The 19,526-nt window shown below is 62.8% G+C and carries 16 protein-coding genes and 1 pseudogene; 15 read left to right on the top strand and 2 right to left on the bottom strand.

The window, feature by feature from the left end; translation table 11 throughout:
* The first annotated feature begins 153 nt into the window (after positions 1 to 153).
* From ACZIRK_RS40430 to ACZIRK_RS40495, 14 genes are all read left to right on the top strand, one after another.
* A complete protein-coding gene (locus tag ACZIRK_RS40430; protein WP_474419437.1) occupies positions 154 to 1,152 on the top strand; it encodes a GlxA family transcriptional regulator in 999 nt (332 codons plus the stop codon).
* 176 nt (positions 1,153 to 1,328) lie between these two features.
* A complete protein-coding gene (locus tag ACZIRK_RS40435) occupies positions 1,329 to 1,835 on the top strand; it encodes a Dps family protein (protein ID WP_474419438.1) in 507 nt (168 codons plus the stop codon).
* A gap of 54 nt (positions 1,836 to 1,889) precedes the next feature.
* Positions 1,890 to 2,747: a formate dehydrogenase accessory sulfurtransferase FdhD gene (gene fdhD, locus ACZIRK_RS40440; protein WP_474419439.1), complete on the top strand. Its 858-nt coding sequence runs from the start codon at positions 1,890 to 1,892 to the stop codon at positions 2,745 to 2,747.
* A 266-nt stretch (positions 2,748 to 3,013) separates the two neighbouring features.
* On the top strand, positions 3,014 to 4,450 hold the full coding sequence (gene fumC, locus ACZIRK_RS40445) for a class II fumarate hydratase (protein ID WP_456642737.1): 1,437 nt from the start codon (positions 3,014 to 3,016) through the stop codon (positions 4,448 to 4,450).
* 11 nt (positions 4,451 to 4,461) lie between these two features.
* Entirely contained in the window at positions 4,462 to 4,866 is a 405-nt protein-coding gene (locus tag ACZIRK_RS40450) for a cupin domain-containing protein (protein WP_474419440.1), read from the top strand.
* 40 nt (positions 4,867 to 4,906) lie between these two features.
* Positions 4,907 to 6,445, top strand: a complete 1,539-nt coding sequence (mqo, locus tag ACZIRK_RS40455) for a malate dehydrogenase (quinone) (protein WP_474419441.1) — start codon at positions 4,907 to 4,909, stop codon at positions 6,443 to 6,445.
* 18 nt (positions 6,446 to 6,463) lie between these two features.
* Entirely contained in the window at positions 6,464 to 7,876 is a 1,413-nt protein-coding gene (locus ACZIRK_RS40460) for a cytochrome ubiquinol oxidase subunit I (RefSeq protein WP_474419442.1), read from the top strand.
* Positions 7,877 to 7,878: 2 nt separating this feature from the next.
* Positions 7,879 to 8,865: a cytochrome d ubiquinol oxidase subunit II gene (cydB, locus tag ACZIRK_RS40465; RefSeq protein ID WP_456642733.1), complete on the top strand. Its 987-nt coding sequence runs from the start codon at positions 7,879 to 7,881 to the stop codon at positions 8,863 to 8,865.
* Positions 8,866 to 8,925: 60 nt separating this feature from the next.
* Positions 8,926 to 10,980, top strand: coding sequence for an FUSC family protein (locus tag ACZIRK_RS40470; RefSeq protein ID WP_474419443.1), 2,055 nt, complete (start codon positions 8,926 to 8,928; stop codon positions 10,978 to 10,980).
* A complete protein-coding gene (locus tag ACZIRK_RS40475; RefSeq protein WP_028162150.1) occupies positions 10,977 to 11,183 on the top strand; it encodes a DUF1656 domain-containing protein in 207 nt (68 codons plus the stop codon). Before ACZIRK_RS40470 ends, ACZIRK_RS40475 begins: the two co-directional genes overlap by 4 nt.
* Before the next feature lie 2 nt (positions 11,184 to 11,185).
* On the top strand, positions 11,186 to 12,127 hold the full coding sequence (locus ACZIRK_RS40480) for an efflux RND transporter periplasmic adaptor subunit (RefSeq protein ID WP_130227862.1): 942 nt from the start codon (positions 11,186 to 11,188) through the stop codon (positions 12,125 to 12,127).
* A gap of 222 nt (positions 12,128 to 12,349) precedes the next feature.
* Complete coding sequence (locus tag ACZIRK_RS40485) at positions 12,350 to 13,000, top strand: response regulator transcription factor (RefSeq protein ID WP_028162152.1); 651 nt, start codon at positions 12,350 to 12,352, stop codon at positions 12,998 to 13,000.
* A gap of 230 nt (positions 13,001 to 13,230) precedes the next feature.
* Positions 13,231 to 13,629 (top strand): response regulator transcription factor, encoded by a 399-nt coding sequence (locus ACZIRK_RS40490; protein ID WP_130227863.1) that lies wholly within the window; start codon positions 13,231 to 13,233, stop codon positions 13,627 to 13,629.
* Positions 13,630 to 13,931: 302 nt separating this feature from the next.
* The gene (locus ACZIRK_RS40495; protein WP_474419444.1) at positions 13,932 to 15,467 is read left to right on the top strand and encodes an ATP-binding protein; all 1,536 of its coding nucleotides are present in this window, start codon (positions 13,932 to 13,934) and stop codon (positions 15,465 to 15,467) included.
* 68 nt (positions 15,468 to 15,535) lie between these two features.
* Here the strand turns inward: ACZIRK_RS40495 and ACZIRK_RS40500 are convergent, their stop codons facing one another.
* On the bottom strand, positions 15,536 to 16,780 hold the full coding sequence (locus ACZIRK_RS40500) for an oxalate decarboxylase family bicupin (RefSeq protein ID WP_474419445.1): 1,245 nt from the start codon (positions 16,778 to 16,780) through the stop codon (positions 15,536 to 15,538).
* 289 nt (positions 16,781 to 17,069) lie between these two features.
* Here ACZIRK_RS40500 and ACZIRK_RS40505 point away from each other — a divergent pair, with 289 nt between their 5' ends.
* The gene (locus ACZIRK_RS40505) at positions 17,070 to 19,364 is read left to right on the top strand and encodes an FdhF/YdeP family oxidoreductase (RefSeq protein WP_474419446.1); all 2,295 of its coding nucleotides are present in this window, start codon (positions 17,070 to 17,072) and stop codon (positions 19,362 to 19,364) included.
* Positions 19,365 to 19,407: 43 nt separating this feature from the next.
* Here the strand turns inward: ACZIRK_RS40505 and ACZIRK_RS40510 are convergent.
* A pseudogene (locus ACZIRK_RS40510) lies at positions 19,408 to 19,526 on the bottom strand (ISAs1 family transposase); the annotation flags it as partial.

Genomic DNA, 19,526 nt, shown 5'->3' on the forward strand with positions numbered 1-19,526 from the left:
AGCTCACGTCACAATTGACGCTTTACGTTGGCGCGAACAACGCCGCCGATCCCTGCGAAACCGTCAAAACACCATGCTTTTCTGCCGATGGCATTCGTGCAAGAAGCCGCTGGCTGAAATGCATGGCCGACTGGCAGGATTGCATGCATAGTCATGGCGCGCATCCACGCGCAGCAACTGGATTGTTGGTCGATGAAGGCGGTCGCGCTGGCAATCTTTCCGGGAGTGCAGGCGCTCGATGTCGCAGGTCCGCTCGACGTGTTTGCCGAGACAAACGTGTTCGTGGGAACGGATCGCGGCTACCGCCTCACGCTGGTCGGCGCCGAGCGGCAGCCATACCGGGCCTCGAACGGGATGTCGATTACGCCGGAGATGACATTTGCGGATGCGGAGCAGGCGTTCGATCTCGCGCTGGTCGCCGGCGGACCGGCGCTTCCGACCACGCCGCCGGATCCGCGGCTTGTCGACTGGCTGGGCGAGAGCGCCTCGCGCTGTCAGCAATATGGCTCGATCTGCACCGGTGCGTTCGCGCTCGGCCATGCCGGCCTGATCGACGGCAAGACGGTGACGACGCATTGGCAGAATGCGCCTAGTCTTGCCCGCCAGTTCCCGAAGGCGAAGGTCGAGTTCGATCGCATCTATCTCCGCGACGGGCCGCTGCTCACCTCGGCCGGCGTCACGGCAGGAATCGATCTCGCGCTCGCGATCGTGCAGGATGATCACGGGCCGGAAGTCGCTCTCGCGGTCGCCAAGCGGCTCGTCGTGGTGGCGCAGCGGCAGGGCGGGCAATCCCAGTTCAGTCCCTATCTCGTGCCGCCGGCCGAGAAGGATTCGCCGATCGCGCGCGTCCATACTCATGTGATGGCGCATTTGCGTGAGCGGAACGGTGTTGAGGTGCTGGCGCAGGTCGCCGGAATGAGCGCACGCAGTTTTGCGCGCGCGTTCAAGCGCGAGACCAATGTGACGCCGGCCGAATTCGTCGAAAGCGCGCGCGTCGATGCCGCGCGCAACCGCCTCGAAGGCTCCGACCTTGCGCTGAAAGTGGTCGCGCATGAAAGCGGCTTTGGCAGCGCCGAGCATATGCGCGTCGTGTTCGTCAAGCGCCTCGGGATCACGCCGAGCCAGTACCGCGCAAGCTTTCGCAAAGTCTGACCCGCCCCGTTCTGCGCGGGTTTCGCAGCCAATTCGGAAGAATGTCCCGAAATCCGTGCGAATCCGAAAGAGTCCGCAGGCTCTGGAAAGATAGGCTCCGCGATGCACGGTATCGCAACCGTCAGGCACGGCCCGGAAACGCTGCGGCCGCCGACCAAGAAACAAGGATGGCACGAATGCTCAAGTCCACGCGCCCCGAATTGCAGAGCCCGACCGACCTCAACGCCGAGGCGACACGCGATATCTCAGCGGCGCTCAGCGGCCTGCTGGCCGACGTGTTTGCGCTCTACGTCAAGACCAAGAACTTCCATTGGCATATGTCGGGCAGGCACTTCCGCGACTACCATCTTCTGCTCGACGAGCAATCCGACCAGATCTTCGCGATGACCGATCCGATCGCCGAGCGCGCGCGCAAGATCGGCGGCACCACGATCCGCTCGATCGGTCAGATCGCACGCCAGCAGCGCATCCTCGACAACGACGCCGACTATGTCGATCCGCAGGACATGCTGGCTGAACTGGGCAGCGACAACCAACAGCTCACGCGGGAGATGCGCCAGGTTCACAATGTCTGTGACGAATATGGCGACGTCGCCACCGCGAGCCTGCTGGAAAACTGGATCGACGAGACCGAGCGCCGGACCTGGTTCCTCTACGAGGCGACGCGGAACAGGAACTCCTGACCTGAGCCGTGTAGCCCGCCGCGCATTCGACGCCGAACCCGAGCTGAGGTGATCATGGCCGCCGATGGTGCTTTCATCAAACGAACCGGCCTGAACTGGCGGGGCGGCCGCGCGAGCTCTTCGTCACGAGCGGTGGCGGAAGAGACCGCCATCGCGCTGACCTTCGACGGATCGACCTATGCCGTGATGATGGCGACGCCTGCCGATCTGAAGGATTTCGGCGTCGGCTTCGCCGTGACGGAGGGCATCGTTGCCCGCACCGAGGAGATCAGGAGTCTCGATCTGATCGAGACTGATCTCGGCATCGAGGTCCGGATCTGGCTTGCAGAAAATCGGACCGCGGCCTTGTTCGCGCGGCGCCGTGCCTCGGTGGGCCCCGTCGGTTGCGGTCTTTGCGGCATCGAAAGCCTGGTGGAGGCGAGGCGCGCGGTTCCCAGGGTGAAGAAGGGCGCGACGTTCGATGCCCGCGATCTCCTGGAAGCCATGGGTGCGCTTCCCTCGCTGCAGGACCTCAACCAGAAAACCCGCGCCGTGCATGCGGCCGGTTTCTGGCAGGCCGATGGCGGCGTCGGCCCGGTGCGCGAGGATGTCGGCCGCCACAACGCGCTCGACAAGCTCGCCGGCGCACTGATCCGCCACAACAGGTCGGTCTCGAACGGCGCCATTCTGCTCACGAGCCGCATCTCGGTCGAGATGGTGCAGAAGACTGCCATGATCGGCGCGCCCGTCATCGTCGCCGTTTCCGCGCCGACGACGCTCGCGATCAAGACCGCTGACGAAGCGGGGATCACCTTGATCGCCATTGCGCGCGACGACGGCTACGAAGTGTTCACGCATCCCGACCGTGTTGTCTTCGCGCCGGGAATGCGTCGCCGTTCCGTTGAGACAGGTGATGGCTTTGCGACGGCGTGAGTGCTTTCGCGGCCTCGGCCAAAGTGAACATTATCGGCGATAGCGGCAAACGTAGCCGTTTGTACTGATGTGCTTGTGCGCGGCCTTCCGCGCTGGCGCGTCGTTCTTGCTCGTGACGACGGAAATTCGCGAAAATTGTCGCAGCGCAGTGCTGACATGCAATTCCGTAAAAGACGTTCGTTTCAGGAAGCCTGTACGCGACCCCGCACGTAGCCTTGCCGCAACGCCGATGCTTGCTTTCGAACCGCGCGTAAAGAGAGGCGACCATGAGTGACTTCCGCAAGGAAACCGACAGTCTTGGTGAAGTCGAAGTCCCCGCCGATAAGCTCTGGGGCGCCCAGACCCAGCGTTCGCTCGAGCACTTCAGCATCGGCAAGGACCTGATGCCGCGCGAGATGATCCATTCCTACGCGATCCTGAAGAAGGCGGCCGCGAACGCCAACCATGCCGGCAAGCGGCTCGATGCCAAGGTCCACAAGCTGATCGTCCATGTCTGCGACGAAATCCTGCAGGGCCAGCATCACGACATGTTTCCGCTGCACGTCTGGATGACCGGCAGCGGCACGCAATTCAACATGAACGTCAACGAGGTGATCTCGAACCGATGCTGCCAGCTCGCAGGCACGCCGCTCGGCAGCAAGCATCCGGTTCATCCGAATGATCACGTCAACATGTCGCAATCCTCGAACGACAGTTTTCCTTCCGCCATGTATATCGCGGCCGCCGTCAACGTGACGCAACGCCTTGTTCCGGCGGTGAAGGCCCTGCACGACGCGATCGATGCCAAAGCCAAACAGTGGGACGACGTGGTCAAGATCGGCCGCACCCACATGCAGGATGCGACGCCGCTGACGCTCGGCCAGGAATGGTCGGGCTATGCCGGCATGCTCGCCGATGACCTTGCGCGGATCGAGGACGCGCTCAAGGGCGTGTTCCGGCTGGCGCTTGGCGGCACCGCCGTGGGCACCGGCATCAATGCGGCGCCGGGCTTTGCCGAGGCTGTCGCCGCCGAGATCGCGCGCCTGAGCGGGTTGCCGTTCGTCAGTGCGCCCAACAAGTTCACCGTGCAGGGCGCGCATGATGCGCTGGTGCAGCTTTCCGGCACGCTGCGCACGCTTGCGGTCTCGCTCTACAAGATCGGCAACGACATCCGCCTGATGTCCTGCGGTCCGCGCGCCGGCTTTGCCGAACTGATGATCCCGGAGAACGAGCCGGGCTCCTCGATCATGCCGGGCAAGGTCAATCCGACCCAGGCCGAGGCACTGACGATGATCGCGGTGCAGGTGATGGCGAACGACGTCGCCGTCGGCTTCGGCGGCGCCAGCGGCTATCTGGAGATGAACGTGTACAAGCCGCTGATGATCCACAACATCGCCCAGTCGATCACGATCCTGACCGACGGCTGCACGAACTTCCGCAAGTTCCTGGTCGAGGGCACCAAGCCCAACGAGAAAAAGATCAAGGAATATGTCGAGCGCTCGCTGATGCTGGTCACCGCGCTCGCGCCTGTGATCGGCTACGACAAGGCGTCGGCGATCGCGCACTACGCGATGGACAACGATCTCACGCTGAAGGCGGCAGCGCTGAAGCTCGGCTTCGTCAGCGAGCCGGAATTCGACCGCGTCGTCGATCCCGCCAAGATGGTCAAGCCCTATGTGGCCCAAGGCAACGCGCCGGTCAAAGCCGGCACACCGACGAGCTGAAGGAGCACAGCATGATCAGATGCGTCAGGTTATGGACCGGTGAGGACCACAATTCGCATTTCGAGGATGGGCTCATCGAGCTCGAGCCGGGCCAGCGCGGCGATTGGCTCAGCAGCAAGGCCGACGCCGTCACCATCTCCTTCCAGGAGACGGCATCGGGCGGCGCGTTCGCCTGGCACACCGCGCCGATCCGCCAATTGGTGATCACGCTCTCCGGGACACTGGATTTCCAGACCCGCGACGGCGAGCACTTCCTGCTGCATCCCGGCGACATCCTGCTGGCGGAAGACACTGCCGGCTCCGGACATAGCTGGAAACTGACCGACAATTCATCCTGGCGCCGGGCCTATGTGGTGCTGCGGCCCGGTGCGCATGTGCCGTTCCGCTCCAAGGAGCAGCAGCCCGCCTCGGCGTGAGTCGTTCAGAACAGCGATATCAACCCGGAAGGAGATATCCATGCAGAGCACCCCCACTGGCGAGCCGGACGTCGTCCTCATCGGCGCAGGCATCATGAGCGCTACGGTAGGCGTTTTCCTCAAGGAGCTGGAGCCGCAACTCACCATCTCGATGTTCGAGGTCTTGGAGGATTGCGGGCTGGAAAGCTCGGATGCCTGGAACAATGCCGGCACCGGGCACGCCGCCAATTGCGAGATGAACTACACGCCGGAGCGGCCCGACGGCAGCGTCGACATTTCCAAAGCGCTGCAGGTCAATGTCGAATTCGATCTGTCGCGGCAGTTCTGGTCCTTTCTTGTCGGCAAGGGCGCGATCTCGGATCCGCGCACCTTCATCCATCCGGTGCCGCATATGAGCTTCGTGTCCGGCGCCGACAATGTCGAGTTCCTCAGGAAGCGGTTCAAGGCGATGTCGGCCCATCATTGCTATGAGGGCATGGAGTACACCGAGGATCCGAAGCAGATCGCCGACTGGGTGCCGCTGGTGATGGAAGGCCGTAGTGGCGACGATCCGGTCGCTGCAACGCGGATCATCACCGGCACCGATGTCGACTACGGCTCGCTGACCCATCATCTGGTTCATCATCTCGTCAGCCAGCCCGGCTGCGCCGTCCATTACAAGAGCGTCGTCACCGATCTCGTTCGCGATCAGGATGGTCGCTGGCGGATCGAGGTTCGCGATACCGACACCGGCGAGAAACGGACAGTCAAGACAAAGTTCGTGTTCATCGGCGCCGGCGGCGGCGCGCTGCCGCTCTTGCAGAAATCCGGCATCCCGGAAGGGAACGGCTATGGCGGCTTCCCCGTCTCGGGCATCTGGCTGCGCTGCGACGATGCCGCGGTCAATAAGCGTCACCACGCCAAGGTCTATGGCAAGGCTGCGGTCGGCTCGCCGCCGATGTCGGTGCCGCATCTCGACACGCGCGTCATCGGCGGGCAGCACTCGCTGTTGTTCGGGCCTTATGCCGGCTTCTCTAGCAAGTTCCTCAAGCACGGCTCGCGGCTCGATTTATTCGAGTCGATCCGGCCCGCCAACGTCGAACCGCTACTTGCGGTGGCGCGCGACAATTTCGACCTGACCGAATATCTGATCGGGCAGGTGCTGCAGTCCGAGAGCCATCGGCTGGCGACGCTCGACCAGTATTATCCGAACGCTGATCCCAAGGACTGGCGGCTGCAGGTCGCAGGCCAGCGCGTCCAGATCATCAAGCCGGACCTCAAGCGCGGCGGACTGCTCGAATTCGGCACTGAACTGGTCGGCGCGTCTGATCATTCGCTGGTCGCGCTGCTTGGCGCGTCGCCGGGCGCCTCGACCGCGGCCTTCATCGCCATCAGCGTGCTGGAGAAGTGCTTTGCCGGCCAGCTCACGGCGAATGCCTGGCTGCCCAAGCTGAAAGAAATCATCCCATCCTACGGCATATCGCTGATCGATGATGCGGATTTCTGCCGGCGCATCCGTGCGACCACCGCCAAAATTCTGAAGGTCGACAACATTCCACCGCCGGCCGCCACACCGACGTCGGCAGCGCAACGGGCTTGAGAAGGCAGGAGACTTCCGATGGATGCCACAGCACTTCTCCTGTCACGATTGCAGTTTGCCTTCACCATCTCCTTTCACATCATCTTCCCCTCGTTCACGATCGGCCTGGCCGCGTGGCTGACCGTGCTCGAAGCGATGCACATGCGTACCGGCAAGCCGGTGTACCGGACACTGTTCGAGTTCTGGCTCAAGATCTTCGGCGTTGCCTTCGGCATGGGCGTGGTGTCGGGCGTGGTCATGGGATTCCAGTTCGGCACCAACTGGAGCGTGCTGGCCAAGATGTCGGGACCGATCCAGGGGCCGCTATTGTCGTACGAGACGTTCACCGCCTTCATGCTGGAGGCGAGCTTCTTCGGCATCCTGATCTTCGGCCGCAACCGCGTGCCGCCATGGTTCTATCTGTTCTCCACTGCCATGGTGGCGCTGGGAACGACGCTTTCGGCGTTTTGGATCATGGTCAACAACAGCTGGATGCAGGCGCCGGTCGGCTATGTCCTGGAGAAGGGACAGTTCGCGCCTGACGACTGGGTCGCGATCCTCTTCAATCGCGTGGTCTGGGTGCGCTTTCCGCACATGCTGATCGCCTCTTACCTGACCGGTGCGTTCTGCGTGGCGGCGACCGGCGCGTGGTACCTGCTGCGACGGACCTATTACGTAGAGGCGCGGGTGATGCTGCGCATGGGCCTTTCGCTTGCGGCGGTGCTGCTTCCGATCCAGCTCTTCATCGGACATCTCGTCGGCGACTATGTCCACGATTATCAGCCGGCCAAATTCGCCGCGATCGAGGCCCGTTGGCACGACGAGCAGCCCGCCTCCGAAGTGCTGATCGCGGTCCCCGATTCGAGCACGGAGTCCAACAAATACGCGATCAGCATTCCCGTGCTCGGCAGCATCATCGGCAGCATGAGCTTGACCTCAAAGGAAGTCGGTCTGACGACATTCCCGCCGCAGGACCGGCCGCCGGTGATCATCCCGTTTTTCACCTTCCGCATCATGGTCGGCTGCGGTCTCGTGATGCTGGGGCTGGCCTGGCTCGGGACCTATCTCAGCCTCAAGCATCGGCTCGAGCGGAACCGCCTGCTGCTCTGGGGTATCTTTCTCAGCTTTCCGCTGCCGTGGATCGCGATCCTCACCGGCTGGTACACCGCGGAAGTCGGCCGTCAGCCCTGGGCGGTCTATGGCGTGCTGCGCACGGCTGATGCGATGACGCCGTTCCTCACCGCGTCCGCCGCCTTGACCACGCTGATCCTGTTCGTCCTGGTCTACGCCTTCATCTTTTCGTTTGGCACCTACTACATCTATCGCCTGCTGCGCGCCGGCCCGGCCGGAATTCCGACCACGGAGCCGCGCGAAGCGGCACCGAACCGGCCCATGTCGATGGCCGATCAGCCCCCGGTCGGCGCACGCAGCTACATCAGTGCAGGAGAATAGACATGGTGATGTTCTGGGTAGCGCTGCTCGCAATCAGTATCCTGATCTATCTCCTGCTCGACGGGTTTGACCTCGGCGTCGGCATGCTGTTCGGCCTGGCCAAGAACGAGAAGGATCGGGCCGAAATGCTGCACACGGTCGCGCCGGTCTGGGATGGCAACGAGACCTGGCTGGTCGTGGCTGGCGTGATCCTGTGGGGTGCGTTTTCCGCTGCCTACGCGATCCTGTTGTCGGCCTTCTACATCCCCGTCATCGTCATGCTGCTGGGATTGATCCTGCGCGGCGTGGCATTCGAGTTCCGCAACAAGGCGCTGGCCTCGCGCTGGGTCTGGGATGTCGCCTTCTCCGGCGGCTCGCTTGTTGCGAGCTTCATGCAGGGCGCGATGGTCGGCGCGCTGGTCGAGGGACTTGAGTTCACCAATGGCGAATATTCCGGCGGCGCGCTCGGCTGGCTGACCGGCTTTGCCGTATTGTGCGGTATCGGCCTTTGCCTCGGATACGCGCTGCTCGGCGCCTGCTGGCTGGTGCGGAAGAGCGAGGGGGCGGTTCGCGCCACCGCGCGCCGCCAGATCCCGGTCCTTGCGATCGCCGTGCTGGTGTTCCTGATCGTCGTCTTCGCCCATGCGCTCATCGAGAATCTTCCGATCCTGCAGCGGTGGACCGACAGGCCATATCTGTTCGCGTTCCCGGCGATCGGTGCCACTGCGGCGCTGGTGCTTGCCACCAGCATCCTGCGCCATAACGATTACTGGCCGTTCCACATGGTGGCGACGATCTTCGTTACCGCCTTCGGGACACTGGCGCTGTCGTTCTGGCCCTACATGATCCCCTCCGTCATCACGATCGAGGAGGCAGCGGCGCCGCATTCCAGCCTCGCCTTCATGTTCTGGGGCGAGGGCTTGTTCGTGTTCCCGCTCATGCTGCTCTACATCGTGATCGGCTACCGCGTGTTCCGTGGTAAGGTCGGTCCCATGACCGATCATTACTGATGCGGCATGAGCTCGATTGAGATCAGCGCGCAGTCTGCCCGATGTGCATAGGTGAGGCAGATGACCAGGGCGGCGTCGCTTCTGCTTGATTGGACTGCGGGCCGGCTTCCCGAAGCAAGACGGCTTGCCGACCGGCTGCGCGTTCCGGCGTCGGCGCTGATGTTTGGGTTGCGCTTGTGGGCAAGCGTTTGCCTCGCCCTCTATCTCAGCTTCTGGCTTCAGCTCGAGATTCCGTCCTGGGCCGGTGCATCGGCCGCGATCGCCAGCCAGCCGCACCTCGGCGCTGCGCTGCGCAAGGGCTGGTTTCGCCTGATCGGGACGACGATCGGCGCTGTGGCGATCGTGGTGCTGGCAGCACTCTTTCCGCAACAGCGGGTCGGATTCCTGCTTGGACTGGCGCTTTGGAGCGCGGGCTGCGCTTTCGTGGCAACGCTGCTGCGCAATTTCGCGTCCTACTCGGCAGCGCTCGCGGGCTTTACCGCTGCAATCGTCGCAAGCGACCTGCTTGGCGCCACCGGTGGCGCCAATGGCGAGGTCTTCACGCTTGCGGTGAACCGCGCCAGCGAGATCTGCGTCGGCATCGTGTGTTCGGGCCTGGTGATGGCGATGACGGATTTCGGCGATGCGCCAAGGCGGCTGGCGAAGGAGATGGCTGCGCTGGCGACGGAAATCCTGGCTCAGCTCGTCGCGACGTTGTCGGAAAGGCGAGAGGGATCCCGCCGGATCGGCTTCGGTCTGGCGCAGCGGATCGGTGCTCTCGATCCCCTCATGGATGAGGCAGGCGGCGAGTCCTATGACGTTCGCTATCACATGCTGGAATTAGAGTCGGCATCGACTGGTCTTCTTCGCGCAATGTCCGCATGGCGAAGGGTAGCCGTCCATCTCGATCTGCTGCCAAGCGAAGAGGGGCGGCATGAAATCGGCCAGATCGCCCGCAGCTTTCCAACGGAGTTGACGGCGCAATCCGCCGGCGTTGCGATGATCGCACAAACCGATCCGGCGCGTTTGCGCAGGTCATGTGCTGCAGCCGTGCGTGAATTGCTGACGATGCGATGTGCGACGCCGTCGATCAAGCTGATCGTCGATGAGGCGGCGCGGTCGCTGCTTGCGCTTCGAAGGGCGTTTGGCGGCTTGCTCGTGCTGACTGATCCCGCGCAGCCCGTTCGGGCGCGGCGGCATGAGAGGTTTCCGGTTCCGGACTATGCTCCTTCGCTTCTCAATGCGGCACGGGCATTCACCGCGATCGCCGCGGTGGAATTGTTCTGGGTCGTGACGGCGTGGCCGAATGGCGCGCTTGCCGTCGCCTTTGCGGCGATCGCGCTCACCCTGTTCTCGGCGCGGCCCGATCAGGCCTATGGCATCACCATGCTGTTCATGGTCGGCGCCGCCATCACCACCGTGCTCGCGGCTATCGCCAACTTCGCGCTTCTGCCGCAGATGACATCCTTCGCCGGCCTCTGCCTTGTGATCGGGCTTGTGCTCATTCCGGGCGGTGCGCTGATGACCCAACCCTGGCTGCCGCCGGTCTTCATCGCGCTGGTCGCGACTTTCATTCCGCTGCTCGGGCCGGCGAACCAGATGACCTACAATACGCTCGCCTTTTACAATGTCGCGCTGGCGATCTTCGTGGGACTCGGCGCGGCCGCGCTTGCGTTCCGCATGGTGCCGCCGCTGTCGGCGGAGCTCCGTGTCCGCCGTCTGCTGCGGCGGACACTGCGGGAACTACGGCGGCTTGCCACCGACCGGCTGCAACTGACATCGGAGGCGTGGGAAGGACGGATCTACAACTACCTGCAGGCGCTCCCTGAAAAGACCGAGCCGACGGCACGTTCTGATCTCCTGTCGGCCCTGGTGGTGGGCAATGCCATCATCCGGCTTCGTCCCGTCGCCGGTCGCTTCGACCTTGATCAGGAGTTCTCCGTTGCACTGGATGCGGTCGCGCAAGCCGATATCGCGGCTGCGATCGAGCGCCTCGGAGACTTCGATGCGAAGCTTGCCGCGGTCGCGCCCACGACGCCGGGATTGCCCGTCAGGGAGCGGGCGCGCGGCAGCATCCTCGTGCTATCGGAAACGCTCGCACAACATAAGACCTATTTCGAAACATCGCCGCCATGAGCTTTTCGGAAGTCAACCTGTTTGGCGTCTACGTCGCCCCGCTTTCGTTGCTGATGGTGGCGGCCTGGCTTATCCTGGTCGTGTTGCGACGGATGGTGGCGGGCTTCGGCTTGCTGCGCCATGTCTGGCATCCGGCGCTGTTCGTGCTCGCGATTTATATCATTCTGCTTTCATGCGTGGTTTTGGTGGTAGCTGAGGTATAGCGATGTCTGAAGTTCAGACGCGATTGGCGGGCGATGGGAAAGCTCTGCTGCGCTCTTCGGCAGGCGGGGCGAGCCGCAGGATATCGCTCAGTTCCGTGATCCCGGCACTGCTCACGCTGGGCGCTGTCGTGGTGGCGGCGTTGTTGGGATGGTTCGCGTGGGACGTCTATATGGGGCGGCCGTGGACGCGCGACGGCATGGTGCGGGCCTATGTCGTGACCGTCGCGCCGGAGATTGCCGGGCGGATCGTCAACCTGCCGGTCGCCGACAACCAGATGGTGCGCAAGGGCGACGTGCTGTTCGAGATCGAACCGAACGACTACCAGATCGCGTTGGACGCTGCCCGCGCCCAGGTTGCGCGCGACCAGGCCGCGCTCGACTACGCGCGCGCCAACGAAGGACGGCAGGCGAAGCTGCGCGGAGAAGGCTGGGTGTCGACGGACGTCTTTCAGCAATCGGCAAGCTCGCTGCATCAACTGCAAGCCGCTGTCGCCGCGGGTCAGGCCATGGTCTCCAAGGCGGAGCTCAATCTCAGCCGTGTCACCGTTCGCTCACCCGTCAATGGCTATGTGACGAATCTGCTGGCCCAGCGCGGCGACTACGCCAATATCGGCCAAAACCTGGTCTCGCTGGTCGACGCCGATTCCTTCTGGGTCGACGGCTATTTTGAGGAGACGAGCCTTGGAAGGATTCGCGACAATGATCCGGCGACAGTCCGCTTGATGGGCTACAGCCAGCTCATCCGTGGCCATGTCGGCGGGGTGTCGCGCGGCATCACTGTCACCAACGCGCAGCCGGGGCAGGGCGGGCTCGCGTCGGTCAATCCGATCTTCACCTGGGTGCGGCTGGCGCAGCGGATCCCGGTGCATATTCACATCGATCATGTGCCTGACGGGGTGCGCCTCGTTGCCGGCACCACTGCCAGTGTGGAAGTCGGCCGCTAGGCCTTCGATCCCGGTTGGCTATTTTGTCGCAGGCATAGCAGCAGCGCCGCGGGAGCATGGTTGCGTCCTGTTCCCGGCACCCCCGTAGAATTGCGGAGGTTCCGCTGATGTGTTCTAACGTCAGAGGTCAGGGATACCCGGAAAATCAGTTTTGAATCCGAAACATCCGTCTGCTGCCGTCCGCTGGAGTTCTCATTCGGCCATTGCATGCGGAGATGGCGCATGAATCCGTTTGCGTCGCCTCACGACCTGACGACGGGCCAGGAGTCAGTTGTCTTCGTCGTCGACGATGACGAGAGCGTACGACGGGCGCTTGCCAACCTGTTCCAATCGGTGGGCCTGGAGGTGCAGGAGTTCGGCTCCGCCGCGGAATTGCTGCACAGCAAGTTGCCTGATGTCGCGAGTTGCCTGGTGCTGGACATCCGGCTGCCCGGGTTGAGTGGGCTCGACCTCCAGCTCGAATTGGCCAGGGCCGACGTCCACATTCCCATCATCTTCATGACCGGTCACGGCGACATTCCGATGAGCGTCCGCGCCATGAAGGGCGGGGCGATCGACTTCCTGACCAAGCCGTTCCGCGATCAGGATATGCTCGATTCCGTGATGACCGCGATCAAGCGCGATCGCGAAAGGCGCGAGGCTGAGAAAGCCGTTACGGGCTTGCGAGAACATTTCGAGACCCTGACCGACCGTGAACGCGAAGTACTGGCTTTGGTGGCTGCGGGTCTCATGAACAAGCAGATTGCGGCGCAGATCGGGGTTGCCGAGATCACCGTCAAAATCCATCGCGGGCGCGTCATGAAGAAGATGGGCGCAAAATCGCTCGCCGATCTGGTCAGGATGGCCGAAATGATCGGAATTCGCCGCCGATAGCTGTGGGCGAGAAACCTAAGTATGATTCCCCGGTACCTTGATAGAGCGCATTTTAACGTTACGAGCGTGCGATCCGGGGAAGCGGTGCCGGCTTTTCCGCGCGACAAATGGGGAACGTTTGCGCGGCAGATCGTGTGCCGGACAAGAATCTAGGCGGGCTGACGATTCGAGGAAAAGTCATCGCGCGCTAGCGGATCCTTATTCCCCGTTTCCCCAAAAGGACAGCGATCTTGCCGACAACACCGATGATCTCCATCATCGACGACGATGCGTCCGTCCGTACCGCGACCGACAATCTGCTGAGGTCTTTTGGTTATGGCGTTCTCACGTTTGGGTCGGCTGACGAATTTCTGCAGTCCGGCGTGCTCGACCAGACCTCCTGCGTGATCGCCGACGTCAATATGCCCGGCACTAACGGCGTCGAGCTCCTGCTTCGCCTGCGCGCCCGCGGCAACGAGATACCTTTCATCTTTATCACGGCTTTTCCCGAGGCGGCCGTGTCCGCCCACGCCGCAAGCGCCGGTGCAGTCTGTCTCTTGACCAAGCCGTTCGAGACCGACAATCTCATTCAAAACCTTGAACAGGCCCTGCAGGGGCGTGATGGGCAAGGTCCGACTGTCAAGATCTGAATTCTTCGGCAGGCGGGTTTTTCCGACCCGGTCGGTCGCCAGACGGGACGGGTCCCGACGATCACCAAAACCGCATCGCGGCCGCCGTTCACGGCTCGTCCACTCCTGCCACACGGAAATTCAACGGCTCTTGAGTTGGAAGAACGAGTCTTGAGTTGGAAGAGCTCTTGCGCGACCGTAAGCAGGGATTTCATGATCGGGCGGCACAAGGAGCATTTGGCATGTATCCGGGCCAGCGTAGCAGCGAAACAGGTGCGCCCGCTTTGTCCGTCGATGCCCCGCGGCCATCTTCAGATTGGCGCTTGGGACTGACCGATTTCGATCAGACGCCCTGGGCGACGTTCTCCCGTTATGCGGTTGCGATCTTGTCGGTCGCTGCAGCCCTGATCGCCTCCAAGGCCGCGGTCGAGTACCTGAACATCGAACCGTACGTCTCGCTATTTCTTTGCGCGATCATGTTTGCGGCCTGGTTCGGCGGCCTCGGCCCCGGCTTGGTGTCGACTGCGCTTGCAGGTTTGGCGTTCGAGTATTTCGTGGCCTCTCCCATCAATTCGTTCGAGATCGATGTTCATCAGATCCCGCGCGTGAGTTTGTTCTTGATCACGGCGCTGTTCGTTAACTGGATCGCTGCGGCACAGCGAAAGGCGACGAGATCGCTGGAGCTTTCTCGCCGCGATCTGTTGGCTGCGCTCGAAGCGCAGAAGCGGACCGAGGCCCGGCTGCTGCGGAGCGAAATGTACCTGGCCGAAGCGCAGCGGCTGAGCCGCACCGGCAGCTTTGGCTGGAAGGTGGCGACCGGCGAGATCAGCTGGTCGGAGGAGACGTTTCGGATCTTCGAATGCGATCCGGCCACAACGCCGACATTGGAGTTCGTTCTGCGGCGTATGCATCCCGAAGATCGGGATTTCGTGCAGCAATTGCTCGAGGAGGCTTCGCAGAATGGCGTGGATTTCGGTCACGAGGCCAGGCTGGTGATGCCGAATGGCGCGCTAAAGCATATTCGCACTTTGGCCCATGCCGTGAAGGACGGTCCTGATGGCATCGAGTACATCGGTGCGGTGACCGACGTCACTGCCGCCAAGCAGGCCGAGGCCGCGCTCAACGACGCGCAGGCGGACCTCGCGCACGCCACGCGCGTGATCACGCTCGGCGAGTTGACGTCCTCCATCGCCCACGAGGTGAACCAGCCGCTGGCCGCGATCATGTCGAACGGCGAGGCTTGCCTGCGCTGGCTCGACCGCGGCGCGGCGGGCATGGAGCATGCGCGGCGCTCGGTGGAATGGATCGTCAAGGATGTCAGCCGCGCGGCCGACGTGATCGGGCGCGTTAGGGCGCTGGCACGCAAGACCGATACGGAGCGGGCGCTTCTTGACATCAACGAGGTCGTCAACGAGGCCCGCGTGCTGATGCGGCGCGAGCTCACGAGCAAGCAGATCACGCTGCGTACGGAGCTTGCGACCGATCCGCTGATCGTCCGCGCCGACCGGGTTCAATTGCAGCAGGTCGTCATGAACCTGGTGATGAACGGCATCGAGGCGATGCAGCCTGTTACGGATCGGCCGCGCGAATTGCTGATCCGATCGCAGCGCAGTTTCGATGCCGATCAGGCCATCCTGATCATGGCGGACTGCGGCGTCGGCTTTTCCGACGAGAACGCCGAGCGGCTGTTCAATGCGTTCTTCACCACCAAGTCGGCCGGCCTTGGCTTGGGATTGTCGATCTGCCGCTCGATCGTCGAGGCCCATGGCGGAAAGCTGTCTGCATCCCGCAATGCCGGGCCGGGCGCGACCTTCCAGTTCACCCTGCCGCTCCATGAGGATGTCGGACGGGCGCAATGAGTCCGCCCGACTGCGATCATGCCTTCGGCAAGATACCCAGGTTCATGCCTTCGGCATGATACCCAGGTTCATGCCTTCGGCATGATACCCGGACTGTTGTCGGGCCACTTGGCAATCATCGCTTCGTCGATGTTGAGATGCTGCGCTACCAGCTTGGGCGGCGTATGCGTGAGCCAGTTCGTCAGCGAGACTTCCTCGTAACGAGGGGCGCGGAACACGCCGACGAATTGCAGGTCGGTGTCACCGACGTTCTCGACATAGTGCCCGTAGTTCTTCTTGACGTAACCGATGTCGCCCGCGTTGAAGTCCATTGTCAGCGCATTGGGGCCGGTGTTGAACACCGTCATCCGGGCCTTGCCCTTGATGTAGTATTGCCACTCGTCGGCGTTCGGATGCCAGTGCATCTCGCGGACCGCGCCCGGCTTGAGGGTGACCAGCGCCGAGGCTACGGTTGTTGCGACATTGAAGTTGGTGCTGTCGGCAACGTGAATGGTGCCGGCCTCGGACTGCTTGAGCGGGCGCGAGCCTTCGAGCGAGAAGATGAAGGGATGCGGCGGCATCTCTGCGTTCCTGCTCATCGCGGCGCGGTCGCCGGCGAGGTCGCCTGGCACGGTGCCCTGGAATATCCAGAGGTTGTGCAGCGGAATGTTCGCGAAGCTTTCGACCGGAACTCCGAAGTTCTTGGCGAGCACTTCGGGCGGCGTGTGGGCCATCCAATCCGACAGCAGCAGCGTATTGAACTCGTCGGCGTGACCGTCATCGAAGCAGATCACGAACTCGCAGCCGTCGGGTCCCAGGCCCTGCAGGGAGTGTGGCGTGCCGGCCGGAAAATACCAGAGGTCGCCCGCCTTGAGGTCGCCGACATAAGGACGCCCCTCTGCATCGAGAACAGTCACGCGGCAGGTGCCATAGGTCATAATGGCCCACTCGGCGGCCTGATGCCAATGCAGCTCGCGAATGCCGCCGGCGGCGAGGCGCATGTTCACGCCGGATATTTCCTTCGAGATCGCGAAATCGTCGACCGTGACCTGCCGCGCCCAGCCGCCGTTCTGAATGCGTCTCGGTGCATTGTTGAAGGATGCCCAGGTCGTGGGCAGGCCGCCAACGTCGGTCGCGGGCGGAGTGAATGCGGATGGAAACTGTTTTGCGATGGCTGGATTCTGCGGACCGGGATCGGTCAGACTTCCGGGCGACTTGGCGTTGATGGCGCCCTGAGGCGGCTCGTCCGGATTGCCGAAGCTTGCAGCATGCGCGGATGCGGTCATTGCGGCTCCGACAGCCGACGCTGCCAGAAGATCTCGTCGCGAGAACATGAGCTGATACTCCAGAAAGAGATGGTCGAACCGGCACAGATCCGCTCATCAGCGGTCCGTTCATCAAGACCTAGGCAGGCGTCGTTGGTTTTGCTTCCGTAATGACACGCTTTTTCTGGAACGCACTGCCGCGATGACAGATGACGCGCAGTTGCGTGAGCACGACGTGCAAGCTTCTCACGCGGCGAGCGGTGCGATTGTGCAAATCCCGCCTCGTTTTGGAAAGACATCGGTTGGACAGCTCTCCTTTACTCAACCGACCCTGGCATTCTAAAAAAGGCCTTTGCCGATGACCGTTCGCAAATCCATCCGTCCCTATCATCAGCCGGCCGGCGGATGGGGAGCGCTCAAGGCGTTGAGCGAGCATCTGATCGAGCAGCGCGTTCCGATCAAGGGCGCGACGACGCTGAGCCGGATGAACCAGCCCGAAGGATTCGACTGTCCGGGCTGCGCCTGGCCTGATCCGAAGCATACGTCGTCGTTCGAGTTCTGCGAGAACGGCGCCAAGGCGGTTGCGTGGGAAGCGACGGCGAAGCGCTGCACGCCGGAGTTCTTCGCCGAGCACTCCGTCACCGAGTTGTCCGGCTGGAGCGATTACGATCTCGAAATGGTCGGTCGGCTCACCCATCCGATGATCTATGACAGGACGTCCGATCATTACCGTCCGGTAAGCTGGGACGATGCCTTCGCGATCATCGGCCGCCACCTCAACGCGCTGCCCGATCCGAACATGGCGGAGTTCTACACCTCGGGTCGCACGTCGAACGAAGCCGCGTTCCTCTATCAGCTTTTCGCCCGCGAATACGGCACCAACAATTTTCCTGATTGTTCGAACATGTGCCATGAGGCGACCAGCGTCGGCCTGCCGCAGTCGCTCGGGGTGGGGAAGGGCACCGTGCTGCTCGACGACTTCGATAAGGCAGACTGCATCTTCATCTTCGGCCAGAATCCCGGCACCAACAGCCCGCGCATGATGACGAGCCTGTGGAAGGCGTCGCGCCGCGGTGCCGCGATCATTTCCTTCAATCCGTTCCGCGAGCGGGCACTGGAGCGCTTCCAGTATCCGCAGAATCCGGTCGAAATGGCGACGTTTTCGGCCACCAAGATCAGCTCGCCGCTCTACCAGGTGCGCGTCGGCGGCGACATTGCCGCGCTCAAGGGCATCATGAAGGTGATGGCCGAGGAAGACGAGGCCGCGCGCGCAAGCGACAAGCCCGAGCTCCTGGATTGGGATTTCATCCGTGGTCATACCGCCGGCATCGAGGCGTTCATCGCGGATCTGAAGGCGGCGCAATGGCCTGATATCGAGCGGCAGTCCGGTCTCTCGCGCGAGGATCTGGAGCATGCCGCCCACGTCTATCTGAAGGCCGAGCGCGCGATCATCGTCTATGGCATGGGCATCACCCAGCACAAGCGCGGCGCCTGCAATGTGCAGCAGCTTGTCAATCTCGCGCTCCTGCGCGGCCACATCGGACGCGAGGGCGCCGGCCTCTGTCCGGTGCGCGGCCACTCGAATGTGCAGGGCGATCGCACCGTCGGCATCACCGAAGTGCCGACCAAGGAATTCCTCGATCGGCTGGAGCATCGCTTCGGCTTCAAGCCGCCAGCCGCGCACGGCCACAACGTGGTGACGGCGCTCGAGGCGATGCTGCGCGGCGAGGTGAAGGTGTTCGTCGCCATGGGCGGCAATTTCGCCGCGGCGATACCGGACTGGCAGCAGACGCAGGCCGCGTTGCGCAATCTGGATCTCACGGTCCATGTCTCGACCAAGCTCAACCGCAGTCATCTGATCCATGGGCGCGATGCGCTGATCCTGCCGTGCCTCGGGCGCACCGAGATCGATATCCAGGCGACCGGACCGCAATCGATCACGGTCGAGGATTCGATGTCGATGGTTCATGCCTCCGGCGGCCGCAACAAGCCAGCCTCCGAGCATCTCCTGAGCGAGCCGGCGATCATCGCCGGAATCGCGCGCGCCACCCTCGGCAACCGCAGCGTGGTGGATTGGGAGGCCTTGGTCGCCGACTACGACCGCATTCGCGATGCGATCGAGGACGTGTTCCCGATCTTCCAAGGCTACAATGCCCGCATCCGCGTGCCCGGCGGTTTCCATCTCACCTCGACGGCGCGCGAGCGCATCTGGATGACGCCGTCGGGAAAAGCCAATTTCCTGCTGTTCGAAGGATTGGGCGAAGATAGCTGTGAAAGCGATCCGGAGATGCTCTGGCTGAGCACCATCCGCAGCCATGATCAGTACAACACGACGCTCTATTCGATGTCGGACCGCTATCGCGGCGTGTACGGTCAGCGCGACGTGGTGTTCCTGAACGAGGCGGAAATGAAGAAGCGCGGCCTTGCGGACGGCGACCGGGTCGATCTCGTCACGCTCTCGACCGACGGAATGGAGCGCAGCGTGCACAATTTCCGCGTGGTTGGCTATTCCTTCCCGAACGGCTGCTGCGCCGCCTATTATCCCGAAACCAACCCGCTGGTGCCCCTTTATGCGCACGATCCGATGAGCTTCACCCCGTCGTCCAAGGGGATTCCGATCCGGATCGTGCGCTCGGTGAGGGAGCAGAACTAAGCGGGCACGCTCTCTCCTCCCTCTCCCCGTTCTTACGGCAGGGCTATCGCATATGGCCGAGCAAGGTGAGGAGGAAGCTGTCGTCCCAGCCGGCGCGCTTGATTTTTCGACGTATGGAGGTGGGACCAGGACAAGACCGAAGGATGTTGAGCGCGAGCCTGC

This window comes from Bradyrhizobium sp. Leo114 (assembly GCF_055229415.2).